The organism is Arenimonas sp., from assembly GCF_044348765.1.
GTDB lineage: Bacteria > Pseudomonadota > Gammaproteobacteria > Xanthomonadales > Xanthomonadaceae > Arenimonas.
Map to the genome: position 1 here is coordinate 1 of NZ_JBIKSE010000038.1, position 14,842 is coordinate 14,842.

11 protein-coding genes are annotated in these 14,842 nt (G+C 57.0%); 3 read left to right on the plus strand and 8 right to left on the minus strand.

The features are described 5' to 3' along the window. On the plus strand, window positions 1-1,922 hold a 1,922-nt coding region (locus ACIQ0Q_RS06945), incomplete at its 5' end, for a DNA gyrase C-terminal beta-propeller domain-containing protein (protein ID WP_395772217.1). Window positions 1,923-2,040: 118 nt separating this feature from the next. On the opposite strand, the gene ACIQ0Q_RS06950 is transcribed toward ACIQ0Q_RS06945, so the two are convergent. Next, the gene (locus ACIQ0Q_RS06950; RefSeq protein WP_395772227.1) at window positions 2,041-2,517 is read right to left on the minus strand and encodes a peroxiredoxin; all 477 of its coding nucleotides are present in this window, start codon (window positions 2,515-2,517) and stop codon (window positions 2,041-2,043) included. A 105-nt stretch (window positions 2,518-2,622) separates the two neighbouring features. Between ACIQ0Q_RS06950 and ACIQ0Q_RS06955 the strand changes: the two genes are divergently transcribed. After that, window positions 2,623-3,471: a DnaJ C-terminal domain-containing protein gene (locus ACIQ0Q_RS06955; protein ID WP_395772218.1), complete on the plus strand. Its 849-nt coding sequence runs from the start codon at window positions 2,623-2,625 to the stop codon at window positions 3,469-3,471. Window positions 3,472-3,685: 214 nt separating this feature from the next. On the opposite strand, the gene ACIQ0Q_RS06960 is transcribed toward ACIQ0Q_RS06955, so the two are convergent. The 7 genes from ACIQ0Q_RS06960 to purB all read right to left on the minus strand — a co-directional run bounded on the left by ACIQ0Q_RS06960 (window position 3,686) and on the right by purB (window position 13,314). After that, window positions 3,686-4,681 carry a YhdH/YhfP family quinone oxidoreductase gene (locus ACIQ0Q_RS06960; protein ID WP_395772219.1) on the minus strand — a complete coding sequence of 332 codons (996 nt, stop codon included), beginning with the start codon at window positions 4,679-4,681 and terminating at the stop codon, window positions 3,686-3,688. 64 nt (window positions 4,682-4,745) lie between these two features. Further along, complete coding sequence (gene lpdA / locus ACIQ0Q_RS06965; protein ID WP_395772220.1) at window positions 4,746-6,170, minus strand: dihydrolipoyl dehydrogenase; 1,425 nt, start codon at window positions 6,168-6,170, stop codon at window positions 4,746-4,748. Between the two features lie 21 nt (window positions 6,171-6,191). After that, window positions 6,192-7,364, minus strand: coding sequence for a dihydrolipoyllysine-residue succinyltransferase (sucB, locus tag ACIQ0Q_RS06970; protein WP_395772221.1), 1,173 nt, complete (start codon window positions 7,362-7,364; stop codon window positions 6,192-6,194). 17 nt (window positions 7,365-7,381) lie between these two features. Beyond that, complete coding sequence (locus tag ACIQ0Q_RS06975) at window positions 7,382-10,207, minus strand: 2-oxoglutarate dehydrogenase E1 component (RefSeq protein ID WP_395772222.1); 2,826 nt, start codon at window positions 10,205-10,207, stop codon at window positions 7,382-7,384. A gap of 114 nt (window positions 10,208-10,321) precedes the next feature. Further along, a complete protein-coding gene (locus tag ACIQ0Q_RS06980; RefSeq protein WP_395772223.1) occupies window positions 10,322-10,768 on the minus strand; it encodes a GNAT family N-acetyltransferase in 447 nt (148 codons plus the stop codon). Then, window positions 10,765-11,934: a JmjC domain-containing protein gene (locus ACIQ0Q_RS06985; protein WP_395772224.1), complete on the minus strand. Its 1,170-nt coding sequence runs from the start codon at window positions 11,932-11,934 to the stop codon at window positions 10,765-10,767. Before ACIQ0Q_RS06985 ends, ACIQ0Q_RS06980 begins: the two co-directional genes overlap by 4 nt. Window positions 11,935-11,937: 3 nt before the next feature. After that, window positions 11,938-13,314 (minus strand): adenylosuccinate lyase, encoded by a 1,377-nt coding sequence (gene purB / locus ACIQ0Q_RS06990; protein WP_395772225.1) that lies wholly within the window; start codon window positions 13,312-13,314, stop codon window positions 11,938-11,940. Window positions 13,315-13,439: 125 nt separating this feature from the next. Between purB and ACIQ0Q_RS06995 the strand changes: the two genes are divergently transcribed. After that, window positions 13,440-14,819: a class II fumarate hydratase gene (locus tag ACIQ0Q_RS06995; RefSeq protein ID WP_395772226.1), complete on the plus strand. Its 1,380-nt coding sequence runs from the start codon at window positions 13,440-13,442 to the stop codon at window positions 14,817-14,819. The last annotated feature ends 23 nt before the right edge of the window (window positions 14,820-14,842 follow it).

Genomic DNA, 14,842 nt, shown 5'->3' on the forward strand with positions numbered 1-14,842 from the left:
TTCCGACCGCGGCCATCATCAATGGTGCCGCTGGCATTCATGCCGCCTACCACACTGGCCGTGGCCGTGTGGTCATGCGCGCCAAGACCGAAATCGAAATGCAGGATAACGGCCGTGAAGCCATCATCGTCAGCGAGCTGCCATACCAGGTCAACAAGGCCCGTCTGATCGAGAAAATCGCCGAGCTGGTCAAGGAAAAGCGCGTCGAAGGCATTTCAGAACTTCGCGATGAGTCCGACAAGGACGGTATGCGCATCTACATCGAGATCAAACGCGACCAGTCTGCGGAAATCGTGCTCAACCATCTGTTCAATGAAACCCCGCTGCAGCAGAGTTTCGGCATCAACATGGTGGCGCTGGTCGACGGACGTCCGCAGCTATTGAATCTCAAGCAGATTCTGGAAGCATTCGTGCGTCATCGCCGTGAAGTGGTGACTCGTCGTACCATCTTCGAACTGCGCAAAGCTCGCGCCCGTGCCCACATTCTCGAAGGCCTAACCGTTGCTCTGGCCAACATCGATGAAATGATCGAATTGATCAAGACCTCACAGAATCCCCAGGAAGCCAAAGACAGGATGATGGCCAAGCGCTGGCAGCCGGGTCTGGTCAAGTTTCTTCTGGATGCCGCCGGCGCGCACGCATCGCGTCCAGAAGAGCTTGGTGACGGCTTCGGTCTACTGGCCGACGGCTACCAGCTGACGGAAGTGCAGGCCAAGGAAATCCTGGAAATGCGCCTGAACCGGCTCACCGGGCTGGAGCAGGACAAACTGACCGAGGAATACAAGGCACTGCTCGCCGAAATCCGCGATCTGATCGAAATCCTCGAAGTTCCGGAACGCCTGCTCAATGTCATCCGCGGCGAACTGCTCAAGATCAAGGACGATTTCGGCGATGATCGCCGTACCGAAATTCGCGCCAGCGAGGAAGATCTAGCTGATCTTGATCTGATTGCATCCGAAGATGTCGTCGTCACGCTCTCGCATTCGGGCTACGCCAAGCGCCAGATGCCATCAACCTATCGGGCGCAGAAGCGCGGTGGTAAGGGGCGTGCAGCCGCTTCGGTCAAAGACGAGGATTTTATCGAGCGGTTGTGGGTAGTCAATACCCATGACACGCTGCTCACCTTTACGTCCGAAGGGCGGGTGTTCTGGCTCAAGGTCTACCAACTTCCGGATTCAGGCCCGAACTCGCGAGGCCGTCCGATCATCAACTGGATTCCGCTGCAGCCGGGCGAAAGAGTGCAGGCGGTACTTCCGGTCCGTGATTTTTCCGATGACCGCTATGTGTTCTTCTCTACACGTAACGGTACAGTCAAGAAAACACCGCTGTCGGAATATTCGCGTCCGCGTGCCAATGGCATCTGGGCTATTAACCTCGACGAGGGTGATGGTCTGGTCGATGTACAGATGACCGATGGCAGCAAGGACATCATGCTGTTCGGCTCTCACGGCAAGGCCGTGCGCTTCGATGAATCCGAGGTGCGCTCGATGGGTCGTACCGCGACCGGTGTCCGCGGCATGCGACTGCCGGATAAGGATGCAATCGTGGTCAGCATGGTGGTGGTCGACGGCGATGGTGATATTCTGACTGCTAGTGAGAACGGGTTCGGAAAGCGCACCGAAGTTTCCGCCTATCCTAAAAAAGGCCGTGGTACCCAGGGTGTCATCGCAATCCAAACTTCTGATCGTAATGGCCGATTGGTCGGTGCTATCCAGCTGACTGAGCTCCAGGAAATCCTGCTGATTTCAGATCAGGGCACCATGGTACGGACCCGTGCCTCTGAGGTTTCACAGGTCGGCCGCAATGCCCAGGGTGTTACGCTCATGCGTGTGGCGGATGATGAGAAGCTCATGGCCATCGAGAGTTTGGATGTGATTGAGGATGATGCAGAGTTGGATGCTGAGCCCGAAGTTTTCGAATAAGCAGTCTATGATGAAAGAAACGGCGGGATTATCCCGCCGTTTTTTCATCCTTAGATGATGGGTTCTTATAAGGTTCGTTTTTTCAGTCTCTTGTGCATGGTGATTTTGTATTGTTGAATCAAAGTTGCGCCAAAACATGCTCGGCGGAGGATACAGAGAATTCACCCGGCGCTTCAACGAACAGATGGGTAACGATGCCGTTGTCGGCGATCAAGGCGAAGCGCATTGCGCGCAGCCCCATGCCGAAGGGTGTGGCATCCAGCTCCAAGCCGAGCGCCTTAGTGAAGGCGCCATTGCCATCGGCTAGCATGACGATGCTGTCGGGTGCGGATTGGCTTTTTGCCCAGGCTCCCATCACGAAGGCATCGTTCACTGACAGGCAGGCGAGGATATAGCCCTTGTCAGCGAATGCTCCGGCATGCTCTATGTAGCCCGGCAGATGTTTTGCCGAGCAGGTCGGTGTGAAAGCACCGGGCACTGCAAACATGACGACCTTTTTGCCTGCAAAGAATTCGGAAGTGTCGATGGCTTGAATGCCGTCTTTGAGGGTATTAATGGAGGTGTTAGGGATGCTATTTCCGATTTCGATTGCCATAGTTAGCCTGTAGGGATTGTGGTCTTGTAATGATAAACTCTTTATGTCAGCTTTTCGTGAATCGTAGCAAACGATAGCAAATGCTTCCATGCATGGAGCCAAATTATGGAATTTAAGGATTACTACCAGGCGCTCGGTGTTGAGCCCGCGGCTAGCGAAGCCGAAATCAAGACCGCTTACCGGCGACTGGCGCGTAAATACCATCCCGATGTGAGCAAGGAAGCCGGTGCCGAAGAGCGCTTCAAGGCGATCAATGAAGCTTACGAGGTGCTTAAGGATAAGGAAAAGCGCAAACAATACGACCAGCTGAAGGCCAGTGGCTATCGGCCAGGCGAGGACTTCCGACCCCCTCCGGGATTCACGGGCGGTGGATTCCAGTTTGATTTCAATGAGATGGATGGCAATGCGGGGTTCAGCGATTTCTTTGAGTCCCTATTTGGCGGTGCGCGGCGGGCGCAATCGCAACCGCCGAGAGGTAGCCGCGTCCGCTTGGCTATTCCTCTGGAACGTGCTTTTGCCGGAGGCAAACAGAAAATCCGAATCGGTGAGCGAACGCTGGAAGTCGTCATTCCGGCCGGAATACGCCCCGGACAGACCATCCGTCTAGCTGGACAGGGTGAGCGTGGCGGTGATTTGTTGATCGAAATCAGCTATCACGAACATCCGGAGTTCGAATTGGATGGCCAAAATGTGCTCTATACCCTCAGTTTGATGCCGTGGCAGGCGGCGTTGGGTGCAACCGTATCGGTACCGACCCTGGGCGGTAAGGTCGGACTTAAGGTTCCGCCGAAATCAGACAGCGGAAAACGGTTACGTCTGAAAGGACGGGGTATGCCGGGCAAGCCGGCTAATGGTGATCAATTGGTCGAAATTGAAATTATGGCGCCAGCGCCGCAAACTCCAGAACAAGAAGCACTTTATAAGCGAATGGCAGAACTTTTTCCGGCAGATTAAGCCAGGCTGAAAGACAGCATCTGGTTGATGATTTCAATCAGTTCATTTTCGTTGGCAGGCTTGCTCAGGCATGGTTTTGCGCCCTAAGGCAATCCCCAAAACTGATCAGGCTCCTGGTCTTTGGTGATTGCGAGGCTCATCGGAATATGCGCTTGACCCGCTACGGGTCAGTACTGGGTTCTCCCTGAAGCGCTTCAGATTCGGGGTCGCCGCATCAATCTTTACCGCAGATTCGGACAACGACCCGGCCGAATGATCGGCCGGAAAGCATTTGCGAGAAGACTTCCGGTAAGCCTTCCAATCCGGTTTCGCGAACCGGTAACGATCTCAGGTATTCGGCATCAAAGTACCGAGCTAGCAGCTGCCAGACGCGTTCGCGGAGGTCGCGTTCGGTTCCGGCCGAAGCAATACCGAGCAGTGAAACTCCCCTGATGATGAAGGGCATGACCGTGGCGGCAAGATCCTGTCCTGAGACCAGGCCGCAACTGGCAACATTGCCGTAGGGTGCGGTCTGTGCAAGCAGTGCCGCCAGAGTCTGCCCGCCGACGTTGTCCAAAGCACCACCGAACCTGGCCTTGTCCATAGACTTGTCCGTGAGTACTGACTCACGAGTCAAAACAACTTCTGCACCGATCTGGCGGAGTAACTCGGCATGCTCTTGTTTTCCGGAAACGGCATGGACGCGATAACCGGCACGGTGGAATAGGGCGATTGCCAGCATACCGACACCTCCGGTGGCACCGGTGATGGCGATCGGACCCATATCAGGATGCTGTCGGTTTTCCTGCATGCGCAAAAGTGCCAGTCCGGCCGTGAAACCGGCAGTGCCAAGAATCATGGCCTCGCGCGGCCCCCATGCTTCGGGAATACGAATAACTTGGTGGTGATCAATGCGCACCTGGCTGCTATAGCCGCCGTCCACGGTTTCCGAGAGACCAGAGCCGGTCACCAGAACCGTATCCCCGGGCTTAAATTGGGGGGTGGCTGATTCGATGATGTGCCCGGCACAATCGATTCCACCATTGAGCGGATATTGACGTAGGATCTTGCCTCGCCCCGTTCCGGCCAGGGCATCTTTGTAATTGACACTGGAGAAGTCCACCGCAATGCGGGTATCGCCGGCGGTCAGTTCGTTGCTGGAAAGCGATTCGATGGCGGCGCGATAGCCACGCTCGTCATTATGAATTCGGTATGCTCGGATCGGGCTCATTAGGGAGTTCCTTGGATATGAAAAAACCCGCATTACTGCAGGTTTTCCTCGATCATCGAATCAGTCAGTTGACCTTGTGAATGGCGCGTTTATCCAGCGCCATAGCGGCGTCATGGATGGCTTCCGAAAGGGTCGGATGAGCATGGCAGATGCGGGCCAGATCCTCGGCAGAGCCATGAAACTCCATGGTCAACACACCCTCATGGACAAGTTCCGATACACCGACGCCCACCAGATGCATGCCTAGCACGCGGTCGGTTTCGGCGTCGGCGATGACTTTCACCAAGCCTGCCGGTTCGCCCATAGCCACCGCACGTCCGACAGCAGCAAACGGGAAGCTGCCTGTTTTGTATTCGATACCGTCCGCCTTGAGCTGTTGTTCGGTTCTGCCAACCCAGGCGATTTCCGGTTCGGTGTAGATCACCCAGGGAATGGTATCGAAGTTAACGTGGCCAGGCAGACCGGCAATCAGCTCGGCTACGGCGATACCTTCTTCAAAAGCTTTGTGAGCGAGCATCGGACCTCGGACGCAGTCTCCGATCGCCCAGATGCCATCGATACCGGTACGGCAATGCGCATCAACCTCGATCTGGCCACGCTCGTTGAGTTTGATCCCCGTGCCTTCGGCAAGCAGGCCTTTGCTGGCGGCTTTGCGACCGACTGCGACCAGCAGCTTGTCAACCACCAGGCTTTGGTCGGTTTTGCCATCGTTATAGGCCAGATGTACCTCACCATTTTTTATTTCAGCTTTACTGACCTTTGCGCCGAGCTTAATGTCGAGCCCCTGCTTTTTGAACTCCTTGAGCGCGGTTCGTGCGACTTCGGCATCGGCCGAACCAAGGAAATCCGGGAGCGCTTCGAGAATAGTCACTTCCGCGCCGAGCCGTTTCCAGACACTGCCGAGCTCCAGCCCAATGACGCCGGCGCCGATCACACCGAGCCGTTTCGGAACCGCTGTGAAATCAAGTGCACCGATATTGTCGACGATGTGTTTGCCGTCGAATTTGGCAAATGGCAGTTCGATTGAGTCTGAACCTGCAGCGATGACGATGTGCTTTCCGATCAGTTCGACAACGGAACCATCATGCTGCTTGACGTTGACGCGCTTACCAGGCTGCAATTGACCGAATCCGTAATAAGGCGTGATTTTATTCGCTTTGAACAGAGAGCTGATTCCGCCGGTGAACTGCTTCACGATCTTGTCTTTGCGACCGACCATGGTGGCGACATCGATTTTGGCGTTGTCGGCACTGATGCCGTGCTCACCGAACAAATGCTGCATGTTCCAGAACTGACGCGATGAGTCCAGCAGAGCCTTGGACGGGATGCAGCCGACACGCAGACAGGTGCCGCCCAGCGCCGGTGCGCCGTCCTTGCCGAGAGCGGCATCGATGCAGGCGGTTTTCAGCCCGAGCTGCGCGGCGCGGATGGCCGCATGGTAGCCGGCCGGGCCGGCTCCGATAACCACGACATCAAATTCAGTACTCATGACATTCACCTCGAAAGTGGATTACAGACCGAGCAGCATACGGTGCGGGTTTTCCAGCTGGTTCTTGATATCGACCAGGAACAGCACCGCATCCTTGCCGTCAATAATCCGGTGGTCGTAGCTCAGCGCAATGTACATCATTGGAGCGATTACGACCTGGCCATTTTCGGCGATCGGACGTTCCTTGATCGCATGCATCCCAAGGATGGCCGATTGCGGCGGATTGACGATTGGTGTCGACATCAAAGAGCCGAAAGTGCCGCCGTTGGTGATGGTGAACGTGCCGCCCTGCAGGTCTTCCAGCTTGAGACCACCTTCACGAGCCTGTTTGGCGTAGCCGGCGATAGCCGCTTCGATGTCGGCGAAGCTCATGTTTTCGACATTGCGCAGCACCGGTGTGACCAGGCCTTTTTCGGTGGCCACGGCGATGGAGATGTCAGCATAGCCGTGATAGATCACGTCGTTACCGTCAACCGAGGCATTGACGATGCCATGCTTGGTAAGTGCATTGGCGGCAGCTTTTGCGAAGAAGCTCATAAAGCCGAGCTTGATACCGTGGGTCTTTTCGAACGGCTCACCAAGTTCTTTGCGCATGGCCATCACTTTCGACAGATTGACTTCATTGAACGAGGTCAGCATGGCGATCGAGTTCTTGGATTGCATCATGCGTTCGGCGATACGCTGGCGGATGCGGGTCATCGGTACGCGCTGTTCAGGACGTGCGCCACCACCGGAGGTGACGTGCTTGACCAGATCTTCCTTGGTGACACGACCTGCGCGCCCGGTGCCGGTGACATCAGCTGGATTGACGTCATTGCGGGCGGCGTAATTGGCGGCCCCGGGCGGCAGCGCACTGGTATCGACATTTGCCGACGCTGCGGTTGCGGCAGGCGTGGCGGCTTCCGGGGCATCGGCTTTGTCCGCAGTTGCGGCCGGGACCGGTGCAGCGGCAACAACGCCCGCTTCGATCACGGCAATGACCTGGGCGCTGGTAACAGTGGCGCCGGTTTCGAATTTGATTTCCTTGAGGACGCCGTCGACCGGCGATGGCACTTCCAGCACGACCTTGTCGGTCTCCAGATCGATCAGGTTTTCATCACGGCGCACTGTGTCACCAACTTTCTTGTGCCAAGTGGCGATGATGGCATCGGAAACGGATTCGGGCAGGACGGGGACTTTGACTTCAATGCTCATGACTCTGGCCTTTTCGGTTACTCATGGGTGAAATCGCTCTTTCCCGGATTAATCAGGGCGTCGGCGATCAATTGGTTTTGTTCTGCGATATGGGTGTTGGCATGTCCGCATGCCGGGGCGGCCGAACGGGCACGACCGGCGTAGTGCAGTTGTTTGCCATCACCCAGACAGCTGCGCAAGTGGTGCTGGATCTGGTACCAGGCACCTTGGTTCTGCGGTTCTTCCTGACACCAGAACACATCTTTGGCTTTTTTGTAACGGCTAAGCTCTGTCTTTAGTGCTTCGCGTGGGAATGGATACACCTGTTCGATCCGAACGATGGCGACATTGTCGAGTTTTTTCTCAGCGGCAGCTTCAATCAGGTCGTAATAGACCTTGCCGGCACAGACTACGACGCGTGACACTGTTTCAGGCTGTTTGGCGGTGCTGTCAGCAATCAGTTCCTGGAAGCAGCCGCTGACTAGATCATCCATGCGCGATACCGAGAGCTTGTGGCGCAGCATCGATTTTGGTGTCATCACTACCAGCGGCTTGCGGGTGGCGCGCAGCATCTGGCGACGCAGCATGTGGAACATCTGTGCCGGTGTGGTTGGCGTACAGACTTGGATGTTGTTCAGTGCGCACAGTTGCAGGAAGCGCTCCAAGCGGGCTGAGCTGTGTTCCGGTCCCTGGCCTTCATAGCCGTGCGGCAGGAACAGTACCAGGCCGCACAGACGGTCCCATTTGGCTTCGCCGGAGGTGATGAACTGGTCGATGACGACCTGGGCGCCGTTGGCGAAATCGCCGAACTGGCCTTCCCAGATGTTCAACGTCATCGGCTCGGCAGTCGAATAGCCATATTCGAAGGCCATCACCGCCTCTTCCGAGAGCAGTGAATCGATGATGACGGCATGACTGGGGTGTTTCACAAACTGTTGTAACGGCATGTAGGAATCGCCGTTGTTTTGGTCGTGGATGACTGCATGGCGGTGAAAGAAGGTCCCGCGGCCTGCATCTTGACCAACCAAGCGCAGGCGATATCCTTCGGTCAGCAGGGTGGCATAAGCCAGGTTTTCGGCAAACCCCCAGTCCATGTCAAGCTCGCTAACTAGCATTTTGCGGCGGTCTTCATAGATTTTGGCAACGCGGGCATGCGGCTTGAAACCATCGGGTACAGCACTGATTTTCTTCGCGAGGTCTTCAAGTGAAAATTTAGCGAGGCCGGTATTCACGGGCTGTGCCAATTTTCCATTCAGCCATGGCGTCCAGTCGACCGCAAACTCGTCCTTGCGTGATTCGGCGACATCCGTGGTCACTTCGCCTTTGTCGAGCTTCCCACGGAAGCCCTCGACCAGTGCTTTGACCTCAGTATCAGCGAGTAGACCGGCCGTGACCAAATGTTCGGCATAGAGCTCACGGGTGGTTTTGCGGGAACGGATGTTCTGGTACATCAAGGGTTGTGTTGCTGCCGGTTCATCGGCTTCATTGTGCCCATGACGGCGGTAGCAGACCAGGTCGATGACTACATCACGACCGAATTTTCGGCGGTAATCAAAAGCCAGTTCGGCACAGAACACCACGGCTTCCGGATTGTCGCCGTTGACGTGGAAAACCGGCGCCCCTACGATTTTGGCCGGGTCGGTGCAGTACAGAGTCGAGCGCGCATCATCGGGGCGCGATGTAGTAAAGCCTACCTGGTTGTTGATGACGATATGGACGGTGCCGCCGACCGCGAAGCCACGGGCCTGTGACATCTGGAAAAGTTCCATCACCACGCCCTGGCCTGCGAAGGCGGCATCGCCGTGAATGACGATCGGAAGTACCTGCATTCGGCTGTCATCCTGGCGCCGCATCTGGCGTGCGCGTACGCTGCCGGCAACGACCGGCGCCACGATTTCCAGATGCGAGGGATTGAAAGCCAAAGCCAGGTGGACCGGGCCGCCCGGTGAATTGACGTCGGCCGAGAAGCCCATGTGGTACTTCACATCTCCCGAGTGTTCCGGAGTGTCGGGATGGTCGAAGCGACCTTCGAATTCGGCGAATAGCTTCTGCGGGGGCTTGCCGAGGGTGTTGACCAAGACATTAAGACGGCCGCGATGGGCCATGCCGATGATGGCATCTTTGATGCCATGTTTGCCACCGTGCTGGATTAGTTGATCCATCAGAGGGATCAGGGATTCGCCGCCTTCCAGCGAGAAGCGCTTCTGGCCGACATACTTGGTGTGCAGATAGCGTTCCAGGCCTTCGGCAGCCGTCAGTCGCTCGAGGATGCGTTTGCGTTGCTCGGGGCTGGCTTGTAGGCGGCTCTGCACAGATTCTAAGCGTTCCTGGATCCACTGGCGTTGGTCGGCATCGCTGATGTGCATGAACTCGGCACCTATCGGGCCGGAGTAGGTGCTCTTCAGGCGACCCAATAGGTCGGCCAATTTCAGTTTATCCGGTCCGAAATAGGTGTTGACCGGAAACTCCGTCTGCAGATCGGCGGCACTCAGGCCGTGATGGCCGATATCGAGGTCGGGCGCGCTTGGCTTTTCCATCATGGCTAATGGATCGAGATCGGCGTTCAAATGGCCTCGCGAACGGAAAGCGGTGACCAGCTTGCCGATGGCGGTTTGCTTGAGTGCCATTTCCTCATCGCCACCGCCACGGGTGTATCGGGCATTTCGCGCTTGCGCTTGCACCGAGGCGAGTACCGCCGAGTGGGGTACATCTTGATCACCTTGGAAACCGTCAAAATAAGTTTTCCAAGGTGCTGGAATGCTGGCCGGATCAACCAGATAATTTTCGTAGAGATCTTCGATGAATGCGGCATTGCCGCCTGAAAGCTGCGAGGACTTGAGGAATTGTTTGATCAAACTTTCCACGGAATCGCCTTATTGAAGGTTGCTTGGCTCGGCTGGGGACGGCCACACGCGGGACACAGACCCCAAATTATAACCGAGTCTGCCCGATGTGAACAAAGTGTTTCAGACATTCAATCAGTTACCGTGATTTGTTAAGTCCAGGCTCATGGTTTGGTGCGGAATGCCTGCTTCGGCATAGATATCGCCCTCGGCCAGAAAACCGTGTTTGCGATAGAACCCGATGGCTTCGACTTGTGCATGCAGACTCACGGACGGCCAGCCGGCGGTGCGGGCATGTGCGATCAAACGGCCGAGTAAAGCCTCGCCAACTCCTTTACCTCGCCAATCGGCCAAAACAGCCATGCGGCCGATAGTGCGCATGGGCGTCAGTCGGCCGGTACCGATGGGACGCTCTTCCGCATCTACAGCCAATACATGCCTGCATTTGGAATCCAGTTCGTCGCGCTCGATGGCCAACGGCACCTGCTGTTCAATCACAAAAACCGCTTCGCGAATGATCCGCAGGAGCGCCAGATCTTTTGCGTAGTCGACCTCGATGATCCGAAACGCAGCCTGAATCATTCTGATTCGGCCAGCTGGTAGACGCCTTGCGCGTAAAGCACTTCAACGGCATGCTGTGCCGCCTTGCCCAGACCAGTGAAATCAGCCATGTCCAGTCTCGTCTGCCGGCAGAGCTGGGCAGCTTCCGACGGCTCCATCCGGTGGCTTTCGCCGGTTACATGCAGTAAGGCGTGCTTGCCCTCGCGGCACCAGGCAAAGCGGGCGAAGGGGTGGCGGAACAGCGATTGACCGGAGACCATGGCCTGTAAGGCACGAGGCCAGGGTGCCTGGTTTGGCCCGGCTTGGACATCGCCAGCGGCGCGATAACGGGTAATGAATTGGCCAAACCAACGTCGGCGTTCAACGGCATCCGTCTGCTGCCAGACGGCCAACGCGGCATCCACGCGCGCAAATGCTTGATCATCGATTTCATAAGGATCGTCGGGAACGCTCAGGTCGGGGTCTGCATAGCGCTGGTATTCCGGCAATTTCTGGGCTAGATCTTCGGCGAAATCTATCAGCATTTCCGCGCTGGAAGGCGCACGCATGCCGACCGAGAAGGTCATGCAGGGATCAAGGGCCACGCCGTGATGCGCGTAACCCGGCGGCAGATACAGGACATCGCCTGGGGCCAAGTCCCAACTGTGGTCAGCCTTGAATTCCTGCAACAGCTTCAATTCCGAATCGGGACGGAATGCCGTCTCGTGGCGGGCTTCGGCTTCAATTTGCCACTTGCGGTGACCCATGGCCTGCACCAGAAATACATCGTAGTGATCGATATGCGGCCCCACCGAACCGCCCTCGACGGCGAAGCTGATCATCACATCATCCACCCGCCAGCGCGGCAGGAAAGAAAAGGGCGCCAGCAATTCGGCGACATCGGCATCCCATTTGTCCATGTCCTGAACCAGCAGGGTCCAGTCGTGGTGGCCGAGCTTTGGAAAATCGCTTTCCGCGAATGGTCCCGTGCGCAGGCTCCAGGTATCTTTTTTGCGCTGATAGGTGACCACGCGAGCCAAAGGACCGTTTTCACAGGCCAGACCAGCCAGATCTTCCGGCGAAAGCGGTGGTGAGAAGCCGGGGAAGGCCTGATGGATCAGCAGGGGTTTTTTCTGCCAATACTCGGTGAGGAAGCGCTCGACCGGCATTCCCAGGAAGTGCTGCGCATTGCCGGTACTTTCAATCATGAGCTAGACCTTACGGATGGCTTTAGCCAGTGACTCGGCATGTCCGATGTAACTGGCAGGAGTGAGGGCGAGCAGCTCCCGTTTGGCCGCGTTGGGTAAAGCAAGAGTGCTGATGAAATCACGCATGCTGGCTTCGGTGATGCCCTGGCCGCGGGTCAGCGCCTTCAATTGCTCGTAGGGATTCAGCAATCCGTAGCGGCGCATCACGGTCTGTATCGGTTCCGCCAGCACTTCCCATGCGCTGTTCAGATCTTCCTGCAGGCGCTGGGGATTGGTTTCCAGCTTGCCAAGGCCCTTGCCTAGTGAATCCAGTGCAATTAGCGTATGTCCGAAACCGGTGCCGAGCGCCCGCAATACGGTCGAGTCGGTCAGATCGCGCTGCCAGCGGCTGATCGGCAGCTTTTCGGCGAAATGGCTGAGCAGGCTGTTGGCGATGCCGAAATTGCCCTCAGCATTTTCGAAATCGATCGGATTGACCTTGTGCGGCATGGTCGATGAACCGACTTCGCCGGCCTTGAGCTGTTGCTTGAAATAACCCAGCGAAATATAACCCCAGATATCCCGGCACAGGTCGATACCGATGATGTTGATCCGGCGCATGGCATCGCACAGTTCGGCGATGGCGTCATGCGGTTCGATCTGCGTGGTGTAGGAGTTGAACTCCAGACCAAGGCCGGTCACGAAACGTTCCGAGAAACGGGGCCAATCGACTTCCGGATAGACCACGGCGTGCGCGTTGTAGTTGCCGACCGCACCGTTGATTTTTCCGGGCATGCGAATGCCGCGCAATTGCGGCATCTGACGGTTAATGCGGGCCAGTACATTGGCCATTTCCTTGCCGAGCGTGGTCGGTGATGCGGTTTGGCCATGCGTACGAGATAACATCGGCTGGCCGGCCTGAGCATGGCTGAGCGCAAGCAGGGCATCCTGCAGGCGTTCCATTGCCGGCAGCAGCACGGTATTCCGGCCCTGCTGCAACATCAGGCTATAACTCAGGTTGTTGATGTCTTCCGAGGTGCAGGCGAAGTGGGTGAACTCCTTGGCCTGCGCCAGATCCGGACGGCTTTCCAGTTTTTCCTTGATGAAATATTCCACGGCTTTGACATCGTGGTTGGTGGTGCGCTCGATGGCTTTCACCTGTTCGGCATCGGCAAGGCTGAAATCAGCGGCGATGGCGTGAAGAAAAGCGGTCTGGGCCGCATCGAATTCCTGAAGTTCGGCAATACCGGATTCTGCGGCGAGGGCGATCAGCCATTCGATTTCCACATGCACCCGGGTTTTGATCAGCCCGAACTCGGAAAACACCGGCCGCAGGGCATCGACTTTGCTGGCATAGCGGCCATCGGTCGGAGAAAGGGCGAGAAGGGTATGCTCGGTCATGATCGGTAAGCCTGGGATGAAGGTGTGCCGGGCGGGGCAAGCCATGCCTGCCGCGCGCTGTCCGGTGACAATTGTACCGTGAAAAGGCGTTATCATCGAGAATCGAGTCGAAACGGAGTAGCCCCATGAGCTTGAAATTCCGCGTTGTACAGGACGGTTTCGGCGATCTTCTTGTTCCGTTCGATGCGCTTTACGGCGCACAGACCCAGCGTGCGCTGCACAACTTCGCCATTTCCGGTCTGCGCATGTCTCCCGAGTTCATCCAGGCCATGGCCTTGATCAAAGTAGCCGCAGCCGAAGCCAACGGCATGCTCGGCCATATTCCGGCCAAGCGTGCCAAGGCTATTGCCAAGTCCGCCAACGCGATCGCCTGCGGCGAACATGCCGACCAGTTTCCGGTCGATGTGTTCCAGACCGGATCCGGGACTTCCACCAACATGAATCTCAATGAGGTCATCGCTGCCCTCGCGCACCGGCAATCCGGGCTGGCGATTCACCCGAATGACGATGTCAATTACGGCCAAAGTTCGAACGATGTGGTACCCAGCAGCAGCCTGCTTGCGTCGGCGCTGCTGCTGAACAGGGTGCTTCTGCCCTCAATCAAACAATTGCGAGCCAGTATTTCCAGGAAAGCGCGTCAGGGCCGCGGTCTGGTGAAAACCGGCCGGACACACCTGATGGATGCCATGCCGATCACGGTGGAGCAGGAACTGTCGGCTTGGCTGGCGCAGCTGGATTCCGCCGTGGCCCGCCTACAGGACACCGGAAAGCGACTTCTGGAGCTGCCGCTGGGCGGCACCGCTGTCGGCACCGGAGTGAATGCCGACCCGAAAATGACCGTACTGGCCTGTCGGCACCTCGCCAAAGCCACCGGCCTGCGCATCCGCCCAGCACGCAATAAATTCGAATCCATGGCCGCCCAGGATCATTTGGTCGAGCTGTCCGGTCAGTGCAATGCGTTGGCGGTGAGCTTGATGAAAATTGCCAATGATCTGCGCTGGATGAACTCCGGCCCGTTGACCGGGCTGGCGGAGGCGGAATTGCCGGCCTTGCAGGCGGGCAGCTCGATCATGCCGGGCAAGGTGAATCCGGTAATCCCCGAAGCGGTGGCCATGGTCTGCGCCCAGGTCATGGGAAATCATGCGACGGTGTCCATTGCCGGGCAGAGCGGCAGTTTCCAGCTCAATACCATGATGCCTGTGATCGCGTACAACAGCCTCCAGAATCTGAAGCTGCTGGCCTCGGCCTGCGGCCATTTGGCGGAAAAAGCCATTGATGGTCTGAAATTCAACAAGGCACGGATGCGTGAAGCCTTGGCCCGTAATCCGATGCTGGTCACCGCGTTGAATCCGGTCATCGGCTACGAAAAGGCGGCGCAGATTGCCAAGCGGGCGTATGCTGAAAACCGGCCAGTCATCGATGTAGCCAAGGAAATGACCGATTTGAGCCTTGCCGAGTTGAGGGTGCTGCTTGATCCGGCGCGGCTGACCACTAAAGGGGTTTGATGGCTATAAAAAACCCCGGCAGG

What these genes read in the sequence shown, in the direction of transcription:
- ACIQ0Q_RS06950 (WP_395772227.1), bottom strand. Translation starts at nt 2,517, where the DNA reads ATGGCAATCGAAATCGGAAATAGCATCCCTAACACCTCCATTAATACC.
- ACIQ0Q_RS06955 (WP_395772218.1), top strand. Translation starts at nt 2,623, where the DNA reads ATGGAATTTAAGGATTACTACCAGGCGCTCGGTGTTGAGCCCGCGGCT.
- ACIQ0Q_RS06960 (WP_395772219.1), bottom strand. Translation starts at nt 4,681, where the DNA reads ATGAGCCCGATCCGAGCATACCGAATTCATAATGACGAGCGTGGCTAT.
- lpdA (WP_395772220.1), bottom strand. Translation starts at nt 6,170, where the DNA reads ATGAGTACTGAATTTGATGTCGTGGTTATCGGAGCCGGCCCGGCCGGC.
- sucB (WP_395772221.1), bottom strand. Translation starts at nt 7,364, where the DNA reads ATGAGCATTGAAGTCAAAGTCCCCGTCCTGCCCGAATCCGTTTCCGAT.
- ACIQ0Q_RS06980 (WP_395772223.1), bottom strand. Translation starts at nt 10,768, where the DNA reads ATGATTCAGGCTGCGTTTCGGATCATCGAGGTCGACTACGCAAAAGAT.
- ACIQ0Q_RS06985 (WP_395772224.1), bottom strand. Translation starts at nt 11,934, where the DNA reads ATGATTGAAAGTACCGGCAATGCGCAGCACTTCCTGGGAATGCCGGTC.
- purB (WP_395772225.1), bottom strand. Translation starts at nt 13,314, where the DNA reads ATGACCGAGCATACCCTTCTCGCCCTTTCTCCGACCGATGGCCGCTAT.
- ACIQ0Q_RS06995 (WP_395772226.1), top strand. Translation starts at nt 13,440, where the DNA reads ATGAGCTTGAAATTCCGCGTTGTACAGGACGGTTTCGGCGATCTTCTT.